Source organism: Streptomyces poonensis (assembly GCF_014650915.1).
GTDB lineage: Bacteria > Actinomycetota > Actinomycetes > Streptomycetales > Streptomycetaceae > Streptomyces > Streptomyces poonensis.
This window is the reverse complement of sequence record NZ_BMVW01000015.1, coordinates 62,045-80,624: the sequence shown is the minus strand read 5'-3', so window position 1 is coordinate 80,624 and position 18,580 is coordinate 62,045. Positions and strand designations below refer to the sequence as shown.

Below are 18,580 nucleotides of genomic sequence, written 5' to 3'. Positions count from 1 at the left end.
GTGTCGTACGACCGCAGGATGCGCCCGTACGGACAGCGTCCGTCAGCCCCGCTCGCACACGAAGATCGCCGTCCCCGGGATCAGGCTGCCGCGCAGCGGCGACCAGCCGCCCCATTCGGAGGAGTTCCAGGCGGGCCACTCCGGCTCGACGAGGTCCACCAGGCGGAAGCCCGCCGCCACGACGTCGCGGACGCGGTCGCCGAGCGTCCGGTGGTGCTCGACGTACACCGCGCGGCCGTCCTCGTCCTGCTCGACGTAGGGCGTGCGGTCGAAGTACGAGGCGGAGACGCTCAGCCCCTCGGGGCCGGGCTCGTCCGGGAACGCCCAGCGGATCGGATGGGTCACCGAGAAGACGAAACGGCCGCCCGGGCGCAGCACCCGGTGCACCTCCCGCAGCACCAGCACGGGGTCGGCCACGAAGGGCAGCGCCCCGTACGCCGAGCACGCCAGGTCGAAGGAGGCGTCCGCGAAGGGCAGCGCCCCGGCGTCGGCGCAGACCAGGGGGAACGATCCGCCGATCCGCAGCGCGTGCTGGAGCTGGCGGTGGGACAGGTCCAGGGCCACCGGGCGGGCGCCCTGGGCGGCCAGCCAGCGCGAGCACTGGGCCGCTCCGGCGCCGATCTCCAGCACGTCCTTGCCCTTGAGGTCCTCCGGCGGCCCCAGCAGCTCCGCCTCCACCTCGTCGAGCCCTTCGGGACCCCACACGAAGCGGTCGTCGCCGAGGAAGGTGCCGTGGTCGGTCTGGTACTCGTCGGCGTTCCGGTCCCACCAGCCCCGGTTGGCGCGGGAACTCTCGGTGACGCCCGCCGCACGGCGCGTCGCCTCGGGCTCGAAGGCGTCGGCGGATTCCGCTGAGGTCCCGGGCCCGGTTCCGGGCTCGGTCCCGGGTTCCGGGAAGGTCTCGGACTCTTGGATGATCGGCTCCCTCGTCGTACTCTTCCGTCGCCGTGCCGGTGCTGTCACGGAAGGGACACCCCGGGCCCGTGCGGCTCCGGAACGTCGTCCGGGATGCGGCATACGGGCGGCGCCACGTGTGTTCTTCTGCCGGTTATGCGGTGATCCGCCCCGGGTGTGCGCCTTCGCGCATTGACCCTGTCCGGCTGCCCCCGTATGCTACAAGTTGCGCTGCGGGCCTGCGCACCTCAGACGTAGCAGGCTGCGCTCGCATCTGTTGTATGTCCCCTCGGTTGTCGAGGCGCCATCACCGGATCATCTGGTGGGGCGCTTCCTTGGCTGTCCGGCTTCTGCAGAGCGAAACGGGCTCCCGGCGTAAGCAGTACCTACGACTTCAATGTCCGTACCGGAGCCCTTTCCCACATGACGAGCAGCACCGAGACCACCGCGACCACCCCTCAGGTAGCGGTCAACGACATCGGTAACGAGGAAGCTTTCCTCGCCGCGATCGACGAGACGATCAAGTACTTCAACGACGGCGACATCGTCGACGGCGTCATCGTGAAGGTCGACCGGGACGAGGTCCTGCTCGACATCGGTTACAAGACCGAAGGTGTCATCCCGAGCCGCGAGCTCTCGATCAAGCACGACGTCGACCCGAACGAGGTCGTCGCCGTCGGCGACGAGATCGAGGCCCTGGTCCTCCAGAAGGAGGACAAGGAAGGCCGCCTGATCCTCTCGAAGAAGCGCGCCCAGTACGAGCGTGCCTGGGGCACCATCGAGAAGATCAAGGAAGAGGACGGCATCGTCACCGGTACCGTCATCGAGGTCGTCAAGGGTGGTCTCATCCTCGACATCGGCCTCCGTGGCTTCCTGCCGGCCTCCCTCGTCGAGATGCGTCGTGTCCGCGATCTCCAGCCCTACGTGGGTAAGGAGCTCGAGGCCAAGATCATCGAGCTGGACAAGAACCGCAACAACGTGGTCCTGTCCCGCCGTGCCTGGCTGGAGCAGACCCAGTCCGAGGTCCGCCAGACGTTCCTCACGACCCTCCAGAAGGGTCAGGTCCGCTCCGGTGTGGTCTCCTCGATCGTCAACTTCGGTGCCTTCGTGGACCTGGGTGGCGTCGACGGTCTGGTCCACGTCTCCGAGCTGTCCTGGAAGCACATCGACCACCCGTCCGAGGTCGTCGAGGTCGGCCAGGAGGTCACCGTCGAGGTCCTCGACGTCGACATGGACCGCGAGCGTGTCTCCCTGTCGCTGAAGGCGACCCAGGAAGACCCGTGGCAGCAGTTCGCCCGCACCCACCAGATCGGCCAGGTCGTGCCCGGCAAGGTCACGAAGCTGGTTCCGTTCGGTGCGTTCGTCCGCGTGGACGAGGGCATCGAGGGTCTGGTCCACATCTCCGAGCTGGCCGAGCGCCACGTGGAGATCCCGGAGCAGGTCGTCCAGGTCAACGACGAGATCTTCGTCAAGGTCATCGACATCGACCTCGAGCGCCGTCGCATCAGCCTCTCGCTGAAGCAGGCCAACGAGTCCTTCGGTGCCGACCCGACGGCGGTCGAGTTCGACCCGACCCTGTACGGCATGGCCGCGTCCTACGACGACCAGGGCAACTACATCTACCCCGAGGGCTTCGACCCCGAGACCAACGACTGGCTCGAGGGCTACGAGAAGCAGCGCGAGGAGTGGGAGCGCCAGTACGCCGAGGCGCAGTCGCGCTTCGAGCAGCACCAGGCGCAGGTCATCAAGAGCCGCGAGGCCGACGCCGCTGCTGCCGAGGAGGGTGGCGAGGCCGCCGCTCCGGCCGCGTCCGGCGGCGGTTCGTACTCCTCCGAGGGTGGCGACAACTCCGGCGCTCTCGCCTCGGACGAGGCCCTGGCCGCGCTTCGCGAGAAGCTCGCCGGTGGCCAGAGCTGATCTCCTCCGGAGCATCAGTAGGGGAAACGCTCAGCCGCTGAGCGTCAGCCGCTGACCGAAGGCCCGCATCCGTCTGGGTGCGGGCCTTCGGCATGCCGTCCGGGGGTGGGTTCTGTCCGGGGGCGGGTCCCACTGCGTACACGGGTCTTCGGTGCGTGGCGTGCTGGTCCGGGCCGGCCTGCGTGGGCGCACACGCCCGTACGCCAGGTGCGGTGGGTCCGCGAGCAGGGCGGCTGCCGACGAGATCCCCACGGGTGGGGAATGCCCGCACCTCGTACCGCGTTGTGCGTTACGGACATGAGGAGGAGCGGTCACAGTGCTTGATCCGCAGGGTTTGTACGCATGGGAGCCGAAGGGCCTGGCCGTCGTCGACATGGCACTCGCCCAGGAATCGGCCGGACTGGTCATGCTCTACCACTTCGACGGATACATCGACGCGGGTGAGACCGGCGACCAGATCGTCGACCGGCTGCTCGACTCACTGCCCCACCAGGTCGTCGCCCGCTTCGACCACGACCGGCTCGTGGACTACCGCGCCCGCCGCCCGCTGCTGACCTTCAAGCGCGACCGCTGGACCGGTTACGAGGAGCCCACCCTGGAGGTACGGCTCGTCCAGGACGCCACCGGGGCGCCCTTCCTGCTGCTGTCCGGCCCGGAGCCGGACGTCGAGTGGGAGCGGTTCGCCGCGGCCGTCCTGCAGATCGTGGAGCGGCTCGGCGTGCGCCTGTCCGTGAACTTCCACGGCATCCCCATGGGTGTCCCGCACACCCGCCCCGTGGGCCTGACCCCGCACGGCAACCGCTCCGAGCTGGTGCCCGGCCACCGCAGCCCCTTCGAGGAGGCGCAGGTCCCCGGCAGCGCGGAGTCCCTCATCGAGTACCGACTGATGGAGGCCGGCCACGACGTCCTGGGCGTCGCCGCGCACGTGCCGCACTACATCGCCCGCTCCCCGTACCCGGACGCCGCCCTCACCGTCCTGGAGGCGGTCACCGGCGCGACCGGGCTGGTCCTGCCGGGCGTCGCCCACGCGCTGCGCACGCAGGCGTACCGCACACAGACCGAGATCGACCGGCAGATCCGGGAGGGCGACGAGGAGCTCGTCTCCCTGGTCCAGGGCCTCGAGCACCAGTACGACGCCGCGGCGGGTGCCGAGACACGCGGCAACATGCTGGCCGAGCCCGTCGACCTGCCCTCCGCGGACGAGATCGGGCGCGAGTTCGAGAAGTTCCTCGCGGAGCGGGAGGGCGACGGCTGAGAGGCTGAGAGGACGACGGCTGAGGCGCGATGCCTGAGGGGTGTCGGCTGAAGGGCCGGCCGCTCAGTCCGGCCCGTGCGTGGCGTTGTCAGCGGTGGGTCCTAAGCTTTCGCTCATGCTGAGAGTGGGGTTGACCGGGGGTATCGGAGCCGGCAAGAGCGAAGTGTCGCGGCTGCTCGTCGAGTGCGGCGCCGTGCTGGTCGACGCGGACCGGATCGCGCGCGAGGTCGTCGCGCCCGGCACGCCCGGACTGGCGGCGGTCGTCGACGCCTTCGGCGAGGAGGTGCTCGCCGGGGACGGCGGTCTGGACCGGCCCAAGCTGGGCTCCATCGTCTTCGCCGACCCCGAGAGACTCGCCGTGCTCAACTCGATCGTGCACCCCTTGGTGCGTGATCGTTCCCGAGAGCTGGAGAGCGCCGCCGCCGAGGACGCCGTGGTCGTCCACGACGTCCCCCTCCTCACGGAGAACGGGCTGTCTCCGCTGTACGACCTCGTCATCGTCGTGGACGCCGACCCCGCCACCCAGCTCGACCGGCTGGTACGGCTGCGCGGCATGACCGAGGACGACGCCCGCGCGCGGATGGCCGCCCAGGCCACCCGGGAGCAGCGCCGGGAGATCGCGGACATCGTCATCGACAACGATGTGCCGCTGGAGGAACTGGAGCGGCGGGTACGGGACGTGTGGGCCGAGCTCGTACGCAGGGCGCGGCAGTCCCAGGATCCGTCCCAGGAATAGGGTCCTGTCACGGCGGCGTTGAAGCGTGGCGGCGAGGGAAGTGCCCGACAACAGCGGAACCAGCGGACGTACTCCTGAGACGCACGTCATCGACTTCCGTGCGGCCGAGCAGCTGCTCGCGGCCAACGATCCCCGGGGCGCGGTGAAGCTCCTCGACCCCGTCATCGCCGCGCACCCCGAGAACACGGCCGCCCGGCTGCTGCGCGCCCGCGCCTTCTTCGCGGCCGCGCAACTGCGCCCCGCCGAGCTGGAGTTCACGATCGTCCTGGAGCGCGAGCCGGACAACGCGTTCGCGCACTTCGCGCTGGCGCGCACCTACCAGCGGCAGAGCCGCCCCGACCAGGCCAAGCGCCACTTCCGCCTCGCCGCCGCGCTCGACCCGAACCCGGAGTATCTGGAAGCGGCACGCTTCGACGCGTGAGGCGTGAACGGGGAACAGACGGGGACGGCGGTCCGGTTCACGGCAGGCGGTGCTCCGGTGGCCGGTACGGCGGGATGCCGCGGCCGGGCTGATAGTGCGGGCCCTGCCGGATGCGCCGTACGACCAGGGCGAAATCGATGGTGACGACCAGCCACAGCACACCGCAGCCGGCCGCCCAGCCGGGCCGTCCGGCCAGCGCGAAGGCGGCGGTCCCCGCGACGGCCCAGACCAGCCCCCACACGGTCAGCCAGAGCCGCATCCGCAGGGGACTGCGCGCTGTCGTCGGTTCACTGCCGGTACGCATCAGGACCACTGCTCCTCCGACGCTTCCCGCGTCCCGCCCCGCACCGCGAAAAGTACTCCTCGCTCCGTCCGTGTTCCAGCAGACTGTCACCGGACCGAGGACACCGCGGAAGGGGAGACGACCGTGCTGATGGACACGCTGCGGGCGGACGGCGAACTGGCTCAGTGGCTGAAACAGCGCGGGACCGATGCCCCGGACGGCGTCCCGCGCGTGGACGTACGGCTCCCCCCGCCCGACGACCTCCCCGACCTGCTGCTGGACCTGGCGGTGCCGTACGAGGACGTCAACGAGCTCCTGGCGCTGCGCGGCACGCTGGCCGCCGACGGGGAGGCGCTCCGGCTGTTCGAGCGGTGCGTGGACGAGCTCCTGCGCGACCTGGGGGAGGCGGGCGGGGCGCCGCTGTTCCCCGAGTTCCCGCCGGAGTCGGGCCCGCTGGGGCGGTACTTCTACGTGTACGTCTTCGCCGCCGTCCTGCCGCACGTCCGCGCCTACCACCGGGAGCACGGCATCCCGGACGAGGTGTCGCGGCGTACGCTCGCGGACGTCGGCCGTGGCATGGTGCTGCACCGCAGGCGTCACGGCACGGGCGGGCTGCAGACGCCGGACTGGTTCGCGCTGCACTTCCACGGCGAGCTGTACCAGCTGGGCCGGCTGCAGTTCCAGCGCTCACGGCTGGGGGAGCACAACGCGGCAGGGTTCGCGGGGGCGGGTCTGGACGTACGGCTCGGACAGCCGTATCTCGGCCTCCACATCCCCGACTTCCGCGGCCCCCTGTCGCCGGACGCGTGCGCACGGTCCCTGGCGCTGGCACGGGAGTTCTTCCCCCGCCACTTCCCGGACGAGCCCTACCGGGCGGCCGGCTGCCACTCCTGGCTGCTGGACCCGCAGCTGCGCCGGTATCTGCCCGCGGACTCCAACATCGTGCGGTTCCAGGACCTGTTCGAGACCACGTACGTCGACCCGCGGCCGTCGGACGGCTCCCCCGTCCGCTTCGTCTTCGGGAACCCGGACCTGCCGACGGAGACGCTGCCGCGCCGTACGAGCGTCGAGCGGGCGGTCGGGGACCATCTGCGGGCGGGAGAGCACTGGTACATCGGGCACGGCTGGTTCCGGCTCTGAGGCTGTTGGCCGCTGTCCGTCGTCCGGTGTCCGCCGGCCGCCGACCGTCGGCTCTCAGGGCCTGTCGCGTCCGGGAGTGTCCTGCGGGGCGCCGGGGCCGAGGCCGCGCAGGCGTTCCAGGTCGCGGCGGTCGCGCTTGGTGGGGCGGCCCGCGCCGCGGTCGCGGATGCCCGCGGGGGCGACGGCCTCGCGGGGCGGGGGCGGCGGGCTGTTGTCGATGTAGCACTGGACCGCGACCGGGGCGCCGACCCGCTTGCGGATCAGCCGTTTGACGACGACGATCCGCTCGCGGCCGGCCTGACGCAGCCGTACCTCGTCGCCGACGCGGACCGCGTAGGCGGGCTTGACGCGTTCACCATTCACGCGGACGTGGCCGCCCCGGCAGGCGGTCGCGCCCATGGAACGGGTCTTCACTAGGCGGACGGCCCAGATCCAGCTGTCGATGCGGACGGTCTCGCCGTTCGCCGGGCGGGCGGCCTCGGCGGCGGCCACCGCGGCGGCCACCTTGTCGGCGGTGGCCGTGTCGTCCTGGTTGTCCGTCTCGCCGGCCGGTCCGGTGGCCCGCACGTCCGCACCCTCTGTAGCCATGCCCTCGACCTTAGCCCGTCGGCGGGTGAGGTCCGGAACCTTTTACGGTGGAGACATGGACAGCAGCCTGGCCGAGCTCGACGAGCGGATCACCGGATGCCGGGCGTGCCCGAGGCTGGTCGACTGGCGCGAGGAGGTGGCCCGCACGAAACGCGCCGCCTTCGCCGACTGGACGTACTGGGGGCGGCCGGTGCCGGGCTTCGGCCCCGCCGACGCGTCCCTGCTGATCCTGGGACTCGCACCGGCCGCACACGGAGGGAACCGGACCGGACGGATGTTCACCGGGGACCGGTCGGGGGACGTGCTGTACGCGGCGCTGTACGACGTGGGGCTGGCGTCGCGCCGGACCGCGGTGAGCGCCGACGACGGGCTGGAGCTGCACGGCGTGCGGATCACCTCGCCCGTGCACTGCGCGCCGCCCGCCAACAAGCCGACGCCCGAAGAGCGGGACACCTGCCGGTCCTGGCTGGTCACGGAGCTGGAACTGCTGCGGCCCACGGTACGGGCCGTCGTGGTGCTCGGGGCCTTCGGCTGGCAGGCCGCGCTGCCCGCGCTGGCCGGGGCGGGGTGGCAGGTCCCCCGGCCGCGGCCCGCCTTCGCGCACGGCGCGCGGATCACGCTGGCCGGTCGGCCGCGCCCGCTGGACCTCTTCGGCTGCTTCCACGTCAGCCAGCGCAACACCTTCACCGGGCGGCTCACTCCGGCGATGCTGCGGGAGGTGCTGCGCACGGCGGCCGGGGCGGCGGGGCTGCCCACCAGGCCGGAGCCGGGGCGGGAACCGGGTAGGGAAAATGGGCTGCGGACGGCACCGGACGCCGGTTAACGTCGCGCGAATGGGCCTGTATCCGGAGATCGAACCGTACGACCAGGGCATGCTCGACGTGGGCGACGGCAACCACGTGTACTGGGAGGTCTGCGGGAACCCGTGTGGCAAGCCCGCCGTGGTGCTGCACGGCGGCCCCGGCTCGGGCTGCAACGCCGGGTCCCGTCGCTACTTCGACCCCGCCGCGTACCGCATCGTCCTGCTCGACCAGCGCGGCTGCGGACGCTCCACCCCGCACGCGAGCGCGTACGACACCGACATGAGTGTCAACACGACGGCGCACATCGTCGCCGACCTGGAGCGGCTGCGGCGGCACCTGGGCATCGAGCGGTGGCTCGTGTGGGGTGTGTCGTGGGGCTCGGTGCTCGGGCTGCGGTACGCGCAGACGCACCCCGGTGCCGTGTCCGAGCTGGTGCTGACCGCGGTCGCCACCGGGGCCGACCGAGAGGTGGCCCTGATGACGCGGGGGCTCGGGCAGTTCTACCCGGAGGCGTTCGCGCGGTTCCTCGCGGGGCTGCCCGAGGAGGACCGCGAGGACCGCGCGGGGAACCTGGCGGCGGCGTACAACCGGCTGATCGAGTCGCCCGACCCCGAGGTGCGCGCACGGGCGGCGCGGGCCTGGACCGACTGGGAGACGGCCGTGGCGCCCGCCCCGCCGCGTTCGATCCCGCGGTACGAGGACCCGGTGTTCCGCATGGGCTTCGCCCGGACGGTCACCCACTACTGGGGCAACGACCACTTCCTCGGCGAGGGCAACGAGGAGGGCGTGGTCCTGCGGGACGCCCCGCTGCTCAAGGACATCCCGGGCACCCTCGTCCAGGGCAGCCTCGACCCCGGGAACCTCCTGGGCACCGTATGGCTGCTCCAGCGGGCCTGGCCGGGCTGTGAGCTGGTGCTCGTCGACGAGGTGGGGCACAACGCGGGGGCGCCGGGGATGGTGGACGCGCTGGTGGAGGCGACGGACAGGTACGCGGCGGGGCGCTGAGCCGGCCGCCTCCGACGGGTCCTATTCCTGATCCGGGACCACCGCGGTCGCCGTGATCTCCACGAGCTGACCCGTATAGCCGAGGCAGGCCACGCCGAGCAGGGTCGAGGAGTGCGGGCCGAGGCTCAGCCCGCTTGCCTCGACGACGTCCCAGACCTGGGAGAGGACTGCCGGGTCGCTGGACACCACGTACACATCGGTCGACACGACGTGCCGGAAGTCGCTGCCGACCGCGCGCAGTTGTTCCCCGAGGTTGGCGAGCACCTGCTCGGCCTGCCGTACGGGATCGCCCTCGCCGACGAGCTTGCCGTCGGCGTCGAGGGGGACGGCACCGGCCAGGAAGGCCAGCTTGGTGCCCGCTTCGACGACGGAGGCGTGGGAGTAGACGGGGGGCGGGAAGAGGCCGGGGACGGTGACGCGCTGGATCATGGGTGCCTCCCAGGGACGAGGGCGGGACGAGGTAACTTGCCGATCCTCCGGCTTTGGGGGCCATGAGCGCACCCGGATTCTTCGCGCAGCAGGACTCGCAGCAGCACTCGCAGCAGCACTCACCAGGGAGGACCGATCGATGAGCCGCACCGATGAGGCATTCCTCGCCCACGTCGCCGACCGCCTCGCCGCCCTGCCCGCCGTGCGTGCCGTGGCTCTCGGCGGCTCCCGGGCCCAGGGCACCCACGGACCGGACAGCGACTGGGACCTGGCGATCTACTACCGGGGCTCCTTCGACCCCGCCGACCTGCGGGCCCTCGGCTGGGAGGGCGAGGTCTCGGAGATCGGCGCCTGGGGCGGCGGGGTGTTCAACGGCGGCGCCTGGCTCACCATCGACGGGCGGCGCGTGGACGTGCACTACCGCGACCTCGACGTCGTGGAGCACGAACTGGCGGAGGCGACGGAGGGGCGGTTCAGGGTCGAGCCGTTGCTGTTCCATCTCGCCGGCATCCCCAGTTACCTGGTCGTTGCCGAGCTGGCGATCAACCGGGTGCTGCGCGGCGAGCTGCCCCGGCCGGCGGCCTACCCCGAGAAGCTGCGCCGGACCGCTCCCGAACGCTGGTACGGCACAGCCCGGGCCACCCTCGCGTACGCCAGGGCGAACCATGCCCCGCACGGGCGCCTCACCGAGGTCGCCGGAGCGATCGCGACGGCCGCGCTCCAGACCGCGCATGCGGTGGTGGCCGGGCGCGGGGAGTGGGTCACGAACGAGAAGCGCCTGCTCGACCGTGCGGGGCTGCGGGGCGTGGACGGCATCATCGGCCGGCTGACGGGCGACCGCGAGTCCCCAGCCGCCGCTGCCGCCGCTGCCGTCGCCGACGCGGAAGCGCTTCTTGCGGCGTCGCAGCGGCCGGCACCTTGATGTGAGGGACCGAGACAGCCCCGGGGGCACCTCACTCCGAAGTGCCGGTGAAGAACCGTCGGCAGGGTCACGCCCACATGAAGTCCACCGGGTGGGCGCCGTCACCTACCCGGCTTCCCGCCGGGGGTGGACGGGGGTCCAGTCCTCGGGATGGGCGAGCAGGCTGATGTCGCTGGGGTTGTCCCAGTGGACGCAGCCCCAGATCACACCGGGAACGTCATCGCAGGCGGAGGACATGAGCGGGCCCGTGCCTGTCTCGAGCGCGTCGGCATGCGCGGTGAGGAGTTCGGCGACAGTGACCGGGCCGGTGGTGAGCATGTACGGGGCCTCGGGCTCGCTCCACTTGGCGAGGGCGCCATGGCTGTCGGGGCGGGTGGAGACCAGCCAGCAGGAGAACCAGTCCTCCGGGTCCGGCGACAGCCACGGGAGCAGCCCCCGGAATGGGTCCGAGCCGATCGGCGGATGGGTCAGGTCGTCGTAGCGGCGGACGATGCGGTCCAGGCTGAGCAGCACTTCGCCCTGGAGGAACTGTGCGTTCCAGATCTCCCCCTCCTCCTCGTTCTTCTCGATGTGGGCGGGTTCGAGAGCGCAGCCGTCCGCCAGGCTCAGGAGTGTCCTGAGGTCGTCCGGCAGGGGTACGCCGATCCTCGCCTCGGCGGCGTCGATGGCGGCCTGGCCGGCCGGCGGCCTGATGCTGGCGTAGGAGACCGGTGCATGTACGCGAAGCCAGCCACTGATGCGGTTCCAGGCCTGAACGACGTCCTCGTTCACCGCTTGTTCCTCCTGCGGCTGTCGGTGTGTGGGTGAATGGGGACAGCCCGACTTGGTGTTGGAGCCGAAGTGCTTCGACATCGAGCCCGAGCCGAGCTGTCGGAAGGGGTGGGACGCATCGGCGGTTCAGCCGGCGAGCCCGGCCCGTCGCAGCAGCTTCAGCCAGTCGTCGTACTCCGCCGACTCGTCGTCGATCGACGCGAGCCGTACGTACTCCTCAGTGGCCAGCCGTTCCAGGAAGAACGTCTCCAGCCCGGGCGCGAGCTGTTCGAAGCGCTCCGCGTCGGGCCAGTCGGCGCCTATGTCCAGGGCGCCGAGGACGCCGCCGCCCGCGCGGTCGAGGAACACGGCTGCCTGGTTGATCATCCCGATGCAGAACAGCTTCTCCGGGGACAGCTCCAGTGGGGAGTCGATCACCGGCTCGCAGTAGAACTGGGTCTCCTCGGCCTCCTCCAGGCCGAAGAGCCGCACGGACGGCCCGCAGCTCGCGCCGTCCAGCACCCGGCAGAAGTCCAGGAACTCCCTTGGCACCCCGTAGGCCTCCGCGGCGGCCGCCGTCTCCTCGTCGATCGTTCCGCCGAGCGTGAACGAGAGCACGTCCGGGCTCTCCGCCAGCGCCAGCCGCAGGGCGTCCACCGTCGCGATCAGACGGGACGATCCCGGACTCGCGCCAGTCATCCGGCTACCACTTGACTTCATGACGTGATCTTCCTGGACATGGGAGTGAGTGAACCACTCGGTGGTGCGGGGAGGGGCACGTGGGGTGGGACGGCTGATGTGGCGCCGGGGGAAGGAGACGGGCGATCAGCCGATGGGGCCGGGCTGTGCCGGGGCCTGCGATGAGGGGCCGAGCGGGGTGAGGGCCTCGGCGATGCCGGTGTCCAGGTCGGTGGTGCGGCCGGCGTCGAAGGCGCGCTGGTAGGCGTCCTCCCCGAGGGCTTCGCGGGTCTGGCGTTCGCAGACTTGGCGGGCGGCCACCACGGCAGGGACGCCCGCCTGTGGCCGGCCGAGCGTCTCCCACAGCTGCGAGGCCAGACCGAGCAGCCATGCGGCGTCCCGGCTCCGGCCCGTGGCGGTGGCGGCTCGGGCCAGCGCTTCCAGGGCCATGCCGGTGCCCACGCCGTCGTGCAGCCGGTGTTTGACCAGCAGTGCGGCCCGGGCGTGCTCGTGGGCCTCCTGGAACCGGTCCAGGGCCAGCTCGGCCTGGGCGCGGACGAAGTCGCCCCAGGCGCGCATGCTGCGTTCGCCGTTGCGGTCGCAGGCGGTGCTCAGCTCGTCCAGCCAGGCGACGGCTTCCTCGAAGCGGCCCGCGGCGACGAGGTAGTGGGTGCCGAAGACCAGAGCTGCCAGGGGGAGCAAGGTGAGTGGTTGCTCGCGCCAGTCCGTGGCGAGCTGGGCCTCGACCCGGGACACCACCTGCGTCAGGTCGCCGCGCAGGACCGACACCCGCAGCTCGGTGGCGGCCGCGTAGCTCCGCTCCGTGTCGCCGAAGTGTGCGGCCAGGGTGGTGCACTCGGCGGCCCGTTGCTCAAGGGCGGGCAGATCGCCCAGGTAGACCAGCACGGGACCGCTGGCGTACAGGGCCTTCACCCGGGCCGGGGAGGGGGTGGTGTCGGCGGCCAGGGCCTGGTCCAGGTAGTGCCGGCCCTCCTTGACGAACCCGCAGCCGTACCAGAAGAACCACAGTGCCGCGGCCATCTCCAGCGCGCTATGGCCCTCGGATTCGGTCAGGCTGTACTCCAGCGCGGCGCGGAGGTTGTCGTGCTCGGCGGTCATCCGGTCGTACCAGGCGAACTGGTCGGGCCCGATCCAGGCGGCGTCGCCCCGGCGGGCCAGGGCCAGGTAGTGGTCACGGTGGCGGCGGCACAGCGTGTCGTCCTCGCCCAGTCCGCGCAGCCAGTGGGCCCCGTACTCGCGGATGGTGTCCAGCATCCGGTAGCGGTCGCCGACCCCGGTCGGCTCCCAGATCAGGATCGACTTCTCCACCAGCGCCTGCAGGAGGCCGGGGACCCGCTCACCGGGCAGCAGCGCGTCGGCGCACATCTCGCGGGCCGCCTCGGTGTCGAAGGTGCCGGCGAAGACCGACAGCCGGGCCCAGGCCAGGCGTTCGTGCGGGGTGCACAGCTGGTGGCTCCAGCCGATCGCGGTGCGCAGCGCCTGGTGCCATGGGGGGTCGGCGTCCACGTCCTCGTCCTCGGTGTTGCCGAGGATCGCGTAGCGGTCGTCCAGGCGCTGGTTCAGCTCGGCCAGGGGGAGTTCGCGCAGGCGGGCGGCGGCGAGTTCCAGGGCCAGCGGCAGGCCCTCCAGGCGGCGGCAGAGCCGTACGGCTTCGGCCCGGTCGGCTGAGGTGAGGGAGAAACCTGGCACCGCCTGCGCGGCCCGCTCGGCCAGCAGCACCACCGCGTCCGCCGCATCGTCGTCGTCGGTCGCGGGCACCGGCAGCGGGCCCAGGGCGAGCATCTCCTCGAGGTGCACGTGGAGCGGGCGGCGGCTGGTGGCCAGGATCCGCAGGCCCGGTGCGACGGTCAGCAGCGTCGCCGCCACCTCACGGCACTCCTCGGCGAGGTGCTCGCAGGTGTCCCACACCAGCAGTACCTGCCGCCCGGCCAGGTACTCGGCGACCACCTCCAGCATCGACCGCGTGGTCTGGTCGGCCAGCGGCAGCGCCTCGGCGATCGCGTACGGCAGCGCCTCCCAGCCGGCGGTGAGCGGGGACAGCTCCACCCACCACGCCCCGTCCGCGAAGGCCGGCTGCAGTTCGTCCGCCGCCCGCCGGGCCAGCCGGGTCTTGCCCACGCCCCCGACCCCGGTCACGGTCACCAGCCGCGACCGCCCGCACAGCCGGGCCACCTCCTCGAGCTCCGCCCGCCGCCCGACCAGGCGGCTGCTCTCTCCGGGCAGGTTGCCCACCCGCCGCTCCGCCGCCGCCATGAACGCCCCTCTCCCGATCCCGCGGTCACTCGCCCGTGGTGACTCGGTGCTAGCAACATGCCGGGCCCACCCGCGGCATTTCGGCCACTTCGCCCACCGTCCGTCACCGGAAGTGAAAGAGTGTGCCGCGCCTTCCTGCCCGTGGGGCCGGAGTCCGGAGGCGGGCGCCCGTCAGTGCCGGCCGAACTGGACGCGGGTCGCCTGGACGGCGTCCGGGCGTACGGCGATGCCCTCGACGGTGAGCTGCTCCCCGTAGATGTCGGTGAGCCGGAGCGGGCCGCCGCAGCCGGTGCCGTCGGGGGAGAGGAAGTAGTTGTACTCGGTACGGGTGAGCTGCCGCCAGCCGCTGCCGGTGCCGACCTCCAGGCGGGCCAGGGGGTTGCGGTGGCCGATGGCCTGGATGCCGCACCAGTACCGGGTGGAGCCGGTCTTGTAGCGGATGGAGATCGTGTCGGAGGTGCTGGGGCTCAGCAGGCTCCAGGTGATCTTGATTTCGCCGGCGGAGAGGGCGGCGAGCTTGGCGAAGGCCTGCTTGCTGAGGTCGAGTTGGCCGGGTGCGCAGGGGGCCGGGCATTCGTTGGTGATGCGGACGGTGACGGAGGCGCCGTTCGTGGCGCGGACGAGGAGGTACGCCCCGCAGGCCTTGGACGTCTCGTAGTCGGTGGTGTTCATCGCCGCGATCATGAGGTCGGGGCTCGGGCCGAACGAGCAGGCGCCGTCGCCGTCCGCGGCGTCGTAGTGGGTGGCGACTCCGTCGTAGGTGACGCCGGGCTTGATCCGTCCGGCGAGTGGGGCGGAGCCGGAGGCCGCTGCCGCCTGGCGGGCGGGCTCGGGGGCGGTCTCGGGCGAGGGCCGCTTCGATGGAGTGGTGGCGGGCTTCTTCGCTGTCGGGGACGCCGTGGGGGATGCCGCGGCTGTGGATCGCTTCGGTTTCGGTTTCGGTTCCGGTTTCGACGCCGTCGGTGAGGCGCTCACCCCGGTGGCGGCCACGGGCGCGTCCTTGGCCTGCACGGTGTCGGCCTCCGGGCCGGGACGGAGGGCCACGACCAGCGATACGACGAGCACCGCGGCCGCCATGACGACTGCGGACACGAGGGCGGTGCGTCGTCGTGTGCGGGGCGCACGGCGGTGACGGTGCCGGTGGGAAGGGGATGCCACGGATGAGTCCTCACGTGATTCGGCAGACACGGTTTCGACTCGTCAGTGGTCACAGGGAAGGGAAAGGTTGCCGCGTATTCGGTATGACCGCGGTGTGACCGGTTGTTCCTCGTGGCGTATCGGCCGCTGGGGTGGCTGCCGTGATGCCGACCGGTGGGGTGACGGTACGCAGGGACCTGTGCGTGTCGTCCGCTACGGGTCGGGTCCACGGGCCCGGTCGGCATCAGGGGCCGGTCGGGCCCGTGGTGGTGCTTGCGGGCCGGGCAGAGTAAGGCTCATGCCTCCTTGCCGGCGCGGTTCAGGCGGAGGGCGGAGATCAGGAAGAAGACGCCGCCGAGGAAGGCGTAGCCGGCGAGGGCGCCCAGGGAGGCGTCGTCGGTGCCCGCCTGTGCGAAGAAGGACGCGCCGGCGAGCGTGGAGATGGCGCCACTGGCGATCATCGCCCACTGGCCGCCCAGCCGGCGTCGGAGGGCGCCGACGACGAGCTGGACGACGCCCGCGGTGACGGCCCAGGCGCCCCAGACGCGCAGCACGGCCGGGATACCGGAGGTGGCGGCGACGGCCAGGCCGATGCCGGTGAGGGTGCTGAGCGCGATGTTCGCGTACAGGCCGCGGACCGGGCCGTCGTCCGCCTTGGCCTTGGCGGACCTGACGTCGACGACGGCGCACGCCACGTCGAACAGGGGGTAGATCACCAGCAGCGTCGCACTCAGCGGCCCCAGCGTGTCGGCGGTCGCGAACAGCAGGGCGGCCCACACGGCGGCGAACGCGAAGCGCAGGAAGTACAGCTTGCGCAGGGCTGCGGGGGCATCGGCGGGAACGGGGACGCTGGTGGCGGTGGTGCCGGAGAGAGTGTCCACGGAAGTGCCTTTCGATGGCGGCATGGCGGCATGGCGGCATGGCGGTGTGGTTGTGCGGTCGGCGGCCTGGTCGGTCGGCGGCCTGGTCGGTCGGCGGCCTGGTCGGTCGGCGGCGCGGTGATGCGAAACGGCTGATCGCGAGGGACCGGGAGGAACCGCAACGGATCGCGAGGGAGAACGTTCGGTCTCTCTCTATGGATCCAAGGCCACCGGTGCCGCCCCTGTCAAGACCGAACGTTCTCCCTCCTCGGTTGATAACGTGGGCGCCATGAGCGGGAGCAGAGAAGGTGGCAGCACGTCCGAGGCGCGGGCGCGGCTGCTCGACACGGCGACGAGAATCTTCTACGCGGAGGGGATCCACTCCGTCGGCGTCGACCGGATCATCGCGGAGGCGCAGGTCACCCGCGCCACGCTGTACCGGCACTTCAAGGGCAAGGAAGAACTCGTCCTCGCCTATCTCGACCAGGCCGATCAAGGAATCCGGGCGCAGGTCACCGCCGCCTCGGCAAGCGGCCGGCCTGCAGCCGACACGGTACGGGCCGTCGCCCGGTCCATCACCGAGGGCATCCAGGCCCCCGGGTTCCGTGGATGCGCCTTCCTCAACGCGGTGGCCGAGTATCCCGACCCGGCCCACCCGATCCACCGAGCCGTGCTGGCCCACCGGCAGTGGTTCCTGGACACCGTCACGGAGTTGCTGGCGCAGACCGGTCACGGTCCCGCCGACGCGGCCGGCCGACACCTCGTCATGCTCCGGGACGGCGCCATGGCGGCCGGCTGCCTCTTCGACCCGAAGCTGATCTCCGAGACGTTTCTGCAAGGTGTCGAAGAACTGCTGCAGGCGCGCACTACGCCGACGTCATCCAGCCGACCGAAGAGTGAGGCACCGCGATCCTGACTCCGCGGTCGAGTACTTTTCCGCTGCTCTCCACGCCTCGACCGCATGGCCGGGGGGCTTCCCGCGTCAGGTGGCAGCGGCTTACGACCCGGCCGCCGGACGACTGGTGACGGACTGGGAGCTACCCACCTACGTTGTCGTCCCCGAGGCCAGGTCCGTCCGGTACATGTCCAGCGTGGCTCAGGACAAGAAGACGCCCCGGCCGGTAGGCCAGCGTCGGGCCCTGTACCGCGAGGTTCCTCACGGCAGTGCTAGCTTCGAAGCGTGCGATTCCACGCTGATCTGCACATCCACTCGAAGTACTCCCGGGCGTGCAGCAAGGACTCCGACCTGGAGCACCTGACCTGGTGGGCGCGCCGCAAGGGCATCTCGCTGGCCGGCACGGGTGACTTCACGCACCCGGCCTGGTTCGAGCACATCCGGGAGAACCTGCTGCCGGCCGAACCGGGCCTGTTCCGGCTCCGTCCCGAGCTCGACCGGGACATCGCACGACGGTTGCCGCCCCTCCTCGGCGCGGCCGACGTCCGCTTCATGCTGTCGGTCGAGATATCGACGATCTACAAACGCGCCGGACGCACCCGCAAGGTGCACCACCTCGTCCACATGCCGGACTTCGACTCCGCCGCGGAGTTCGACCGCCGCCTCGACCGGATCGGCAACATCCGGTCCGACGGCCGCCCGATCCTGGCCCTCGACTCCCGCGACCTCCTGGAGATCACACTCGAGTGCAGTCCGGACGCCTACCTGGTGCCGGCGCACGTGTGGACGCCGTGGTTCTCGGTCTTCGGATCGAAGTCCGGGTTCGACGCGATCGAGGACTGTTACCTGGATCTCGCCGACCGCGTCTTCGCCCTGGAGACCGGCCTGTCCAGCGACCCGGCCATGAACTGGCGAATCTCGGCGCTGGACAGGTATCGCATGGTCAGCCACTCCGACGCCCACTCGCCGCCCATGCTCGGCCGTGAGACCACCCTGTTCGACACCGACCTCGACTACTACGCCGTACGCCGCGCTCTGGAGACCGGCGACGGGTACGCCGGCACCGTCGAGTTCTTCCCCGAGGAGGGCAAGTACCACGTCGACGGCCACCGCAAGTGCGGCGTGCGCATGGATCCCGCCGAGACACGGCAGCACGGCGGGACGTGCCCGGTGTGCGGCAGGCCGGTGACGGTCGGCGTGCTGAGCCGGGTCGAGGATCTGGCCGACCGGCCCGCGGGACACCGGCCGGAGGGCGTGCCCGGCTTCCTCAGTTTCGTACCGCTGCCGGAGATCATGGGCGAGATACTGGGCGTCGGCCCGAAGAGCAAGAAGGTGGCGGGGGAGATCGACCGGTTCACGGCGGCCCTCGGACCGGAGCTGCACATCCTCGAACGGATTCCGGCCGGCGACCTGGAGCGCCACTCGCCGCTCCTCGCGGAGGCCGTCGCACGACTGCGGCGCGGCGAGGTGATCCGCGAGGCGGGGTACGACGGTCGGTACGGCGTCATCCGGCTGTTCGAGCCGGGGGAACTGAAGCGGGCGCGGACGGTGGCGGTGCCGACGTTGTTCGGGGACGAGGAGTTGTGAGCGGTC

The 18,580-nt window shown here is 71.5% G+C and carries 19 protein-coding genes; 10 read left to right on the top strand and 9 right to left on the bottom strand.

Annotation, left to right across the window (positions count from 1 at the left end; translation table 11 throughout):
- Nucleotides 1-42: 42 nt before the first annotated feature.
- Nucleotides 43-1,017: a class I SAM-dependent methyltransferase gene (locus IE242_RS28960; RefSeq protein ID WP_373299608.1), complete on the bottom strand. Its 975-nt coding sequence runs from the start codon at nucleotides 1,015-1,017 to the stop codon at nucleotides 43-45.
- A gap of 300 nt (nucleotides 1,018-1,317) precedes the next feature.
- Here IE242_RS28960 and rpsA point away from each other — a divergent pair, with 300 nt between their 5' ends.
- From rpsA to IE242_RS28940, 4 genes are all read left to right on the top strand, one after another.
- Complete coding sequence (gene rpsA, locus IE242_RS28955) at nucleotides 1,318-2,811, top strand: 30S ribosomal protein S1 (protein ID WP_189864416.1); 1,494 nt, start codon at nucleotides 1,318-1,320, stop codon at nucleotides 2,809-2,811.
- Nucleotides 2,812-3,127: 316 nt separating this feature from the next.
- Entirely contained in the window at nucleotides 3,128-4,066 is a 939-nt protein-coding gene (locus IE242_RS28950; RefSeq protein WP_189864414.1) for a PAC2 family protein, read from the top strand.
- Between the two features lie 115 nt (nucleotides 4,067-4,181).
- A complete protein-coding gene (coaE, locus tag IE242_RS28945) occupies nucleotides 4,182-4,802 on the top strand; it encodes a dephospho-CoA kinase (protein WP_189864412.1) in 621 nt (206 codons plus the stop codon).
- 40 nt (nucleotides 4,803-4,842) lie between these two features.
- The gene (locus IE242_RS28940; protein ID WP_189864666.1) at nucleotides 4,843-5,223 is read left to right on the top strand and encodes a tetratricopeptide repeat protein; all 381 of its coding nucleotides are present in this window, start codon (nucleotides 4,843-4,845) and stop codon (nucleotides 5,221-5,223) included.
- Nucleotides 5,224-5,260: 37 nt separating this feature from the next.
- Here the strand turns inward: IE242_RS28940 and IE242_RS28935 are convergent, their stop codons facing one another.
- A complete protein-coding gene (locus IE242_RS28935) occupies nucleotides 5,261-5,527 on the bottom strand; it encodes a DUF6343 family protein (RefSeq protein ID WP_189864410.1) in 267 nt (88 codons plus the stop codon).
- A 123-nt stretch (nucleotides 5,528-5,650) separates the two neighbouring features.
- Between IE242_RS28935 and IE242_RS28930 the strand changes: the two genes are divergently transcribed.
- Nucleotides 5,651-6,646: an acyltransferase domain-containing protein gene (locus IE242_RS28930; protein WP_229859601.1), complete on the top strand. Its 996-nt coding sequence runs from the start codon at nucleotides 5,651-5,653 to the stop codon at nucleotides 6,644-6,646.
- A gap of 54 nt (nucleotides 6,647-6,700) precedes the next feature.
- On the opposite strand, the gene IE242_RS28925 is transcribed toward IE242_RS28930, so the two are convergent.
- Entirely contained in the window at nucleotides 6,701-7,234 is a 534-nt protein-coding gene (locus tag IE242_RS28925) for an RNA-binding S4 domain-containing protein (protein WP_189864408.1), read from the bottom strand.
- Between the two features lie 55 nt (nucleotides 7,235-7,289).
- On the opposite strand from IE242_RS28925, the gene IE242_RS28920 reads away from it, so the two are divergent.
- A complete protein-coding gene (locus tag IE242_RS28920) occupies nucleotides 7,290-8,057 on the top strand; it encodes a uracil-DNA glycosylase (RefSeq protein ID WP_189864406.1) in 768 nt (255 codons plus the stop codon).
- A gap of 10 nt (nucleotides 8,058-8,067) precedes the next feature.
- Complete coding sequence (pip, locus tag IE242_RS28915; protein WP_189864404.1) at nucleotides 8,068-9,042, top strand: prolyl aminopeptidase; 975 nt, start codon at nucleotides 8,068-8,070, stop codon at nucleotides 9,040-9,042.
- A gap of 21 nt (nucleotides 9,043-9,063) precedes the next feature.
- Here the strand turns inward: pip and IE242_RS28910 are convergent, their stop codons facing one another.
- Nucleotides 9,064-9,471, bottom strand: coding sequence for a RidA family protein (locus IE242_RS28910; RefSeq protein ID WP_189864402.1), 408 nt, complete (start codon nucleotides 9,469-9,471; stop codon nucleotides 9,064-9,066).
- Nucleotides 9,472-9,610: 139 nt separating this feature from the next.
- Between IE242_RS28910 and IE242_RS28905 the strand changes: the two genes are divergently transcribed.
- Entirely contained in the window at nucleotides 9,611-10,393 is a 783-nt protein-coding gene (locus IE242_RS28905; RefSeq protein WP_189864400.1) for a nucleotidyltransferase domain-containing protein, read from the top strand.
- Nucleotides 10,394-10,498: 105 nt separating this feature from the next.
- On the opposite strand, the gene IE242_RS28900 is transcribed toward IE242_RS28905, so the two are convergent.
- From IE242_RS28900 to IE242_RS28880, 5 genes are all read right to left on the bottom strand, one after another.
- Entirely contained in the window at nucleotides 10,499-11,164 is a 666-nt protein-coding gene (locus IE242_RS28900) for an SMI1/KNR4 family protein (protein WP_189864398.1), read from the bottom strand.
- A 126-nt stretch (nucleotides 11,165-11,290) separates the two neighbouring features.
- Entirely contained in the window at nucleotides 11,291-11,842 is a 552-nt protein-coding gene (locus tag IE242_RS28895) for a hypothetical protein (RefSeq protein WP_229859599.1), read from the bottom strand.
- A 126-nt stretch (nucleotides 11,843-11,968) separates the two neighbouring features.
- Nucleotides 11,969-14,095 carry an ATP-binding protein gene (locus IE242_RS28890; protein ID WP_189864396.1) on the bottom strand — a complete coding sequence of 709 codons (2,127 nt, stop codon included), beginning with the start codon at nucleotides 14,093-14,095 and terminating at the stop codon, nucleotides 11,969-11,971.
- 171 nt (nucleotides 14,096-14,266) lie between these two features.
- Complete coding sequence (locus IE242_RS28885; RefSeq protein WP_373299607.1) at nucleotides 14,267-15,253, bottom strand: expansin EXLX1 family cellulose-binding protein; 987 nt, start codon at nucleotides 15,251-15,253, stop codon at nucleotides 14,267-14,269.
- A 275-nt stretch (nucleotides 15,254-15,528) separates the two neighbouring features.
- On the bottom strand, nucleotides 15,529-16,113 hold the full coding sequence (locus tag IE242_RS28880; protein ID WP_189864394.1) for a hypothetical protein: 585 nt from the start codon (nucleotides 16,111-16,113) through the stop codon (nucleotides 15,529-15,531).
- 268 nt (nucleotides 16,114-16,381) lie between these two features.
- On the opposite strand from IE242_RS28880, the gene IE242_RS28875 reads away from it, so the two are divergent.
- The gene (locus IE242_RS28875; protein WP_189864392.1) at nucleotides 16,382-17,008 is read left to right on the top strand and encodes a TetR/AcrR family transcriptional regulator; all 627 of its coding nucleotides are present in this window, start codon (nucleotides 16,382-16,384) and stop codon (nucleotides 17,006-17,008) included.
- A 264-nt stretch (nucleotides 17,009-17,272) separates the two neighbouring features.
- On the top strand, nucleotides 17,273-18,574 hold the full coding sequence (locus IE242_RS28870) for an endonuclease Q family protein (RefSeq protein WP_189864390.1): 1,302 nt from the start codon (nucleotides 17,273-17,275) through the stop codon (nucleotides 18,572-18,574).
- Nucleotides 18,575-18,580 lie beyond the last annotated feature (6 nt).

What these genes read in the sequence shown, in the direction of transcription:
- IE242_RS28960 (WP_373299608.1), bottom strand. Translation starts at nt 1,017, where the DNA reads ATGCCGCATCCCGGACGACGTTCCGGAGCCGCACGGGCCCGGGGTGTC.
- rpsA (WP_189864416.1), top strand. Translation starts at nt 1,318, where the DNA reads ATGACGAGCAGCACCGAGACCACCGCGACCACCCCTCAGGTAGCGGTC.
- coaE (WP_189864412.1), top strand. Translation starts at nt 4,182, where the DNA reads ATGCTGAGAGTGGGGTTGACCGGGGGTATCGGAGCCGGCAAGAGCGAA.
- IE242_RS28935 (WP_189864410.1), bottom strand. Translation starts at nt 5,527, where the DNA reads ATGCGTACCGGCAGTGAACCGACGACAGCGCGCAGTCCCCTGCGGATG.
- IE242_RS28925 (WP_189864408.1), bottom strand. Translation starts at nt 7,234, where the DNA reads ATGGCTACAGAGGGTGCGGACGTGCGGGCCACCGGACCGGCCGGCGAG.
- IE242_RS28920 (WP_189864406.1), top strand. Translation starts at nt 7,290, where the DNA reads ATGGACAGCAGCCTGGCCGAGCTCGACGAGCGGATCACCGGATGCCGG.
- pip (WP_189864404.1), top strand. Translation starts at nt 8,068, where the DNA reads ATGGGCCTGTATCCGGAGATCGAACCGTACGACCAGGGCATGCTCGAC.
- IE242_RS28910 (WP_189864402.1), bottom strand. Translation starts at nt 9,471, where the DNA reads ATGATCCAGCGCGTCACCGTCCCCGGCCTCTTCCCGCCCCCCGTCTAC.
- IE242_RS28905 (WP_189864400.1), top strand. Translation starts at nt 9,611, where the DNA reads ATGAGCCGCACCGATGAGGCATTCCTCGCCCACGTCGCCGACCGCCTC.
- IE242_RS28895 (WP_229859599.1), bottom strand. Translation starts at nt 11,842, where the DNA reads ATGACTGGCGCGAGTCCGGGATCGTCCCGTCTGATCGCGACGGTGGAC.
- IE242_RS28890 (WP_189864396.1), bottom strand. Translation starts at nt 14,095, where the DNA reads ATGGCGGCGGCGGAGCGGCGGGTGGGCAACCTGCCCGGAGAGAGCAGC.
- IE242_RS28875 (WP_189864392.1), top strand. Translation starts at nt 16,382, where the DNA reads ATGAGCGGGAGCAGAGAAGGTGGCAGCACGTCCGAGGCGCGGGCGCGG.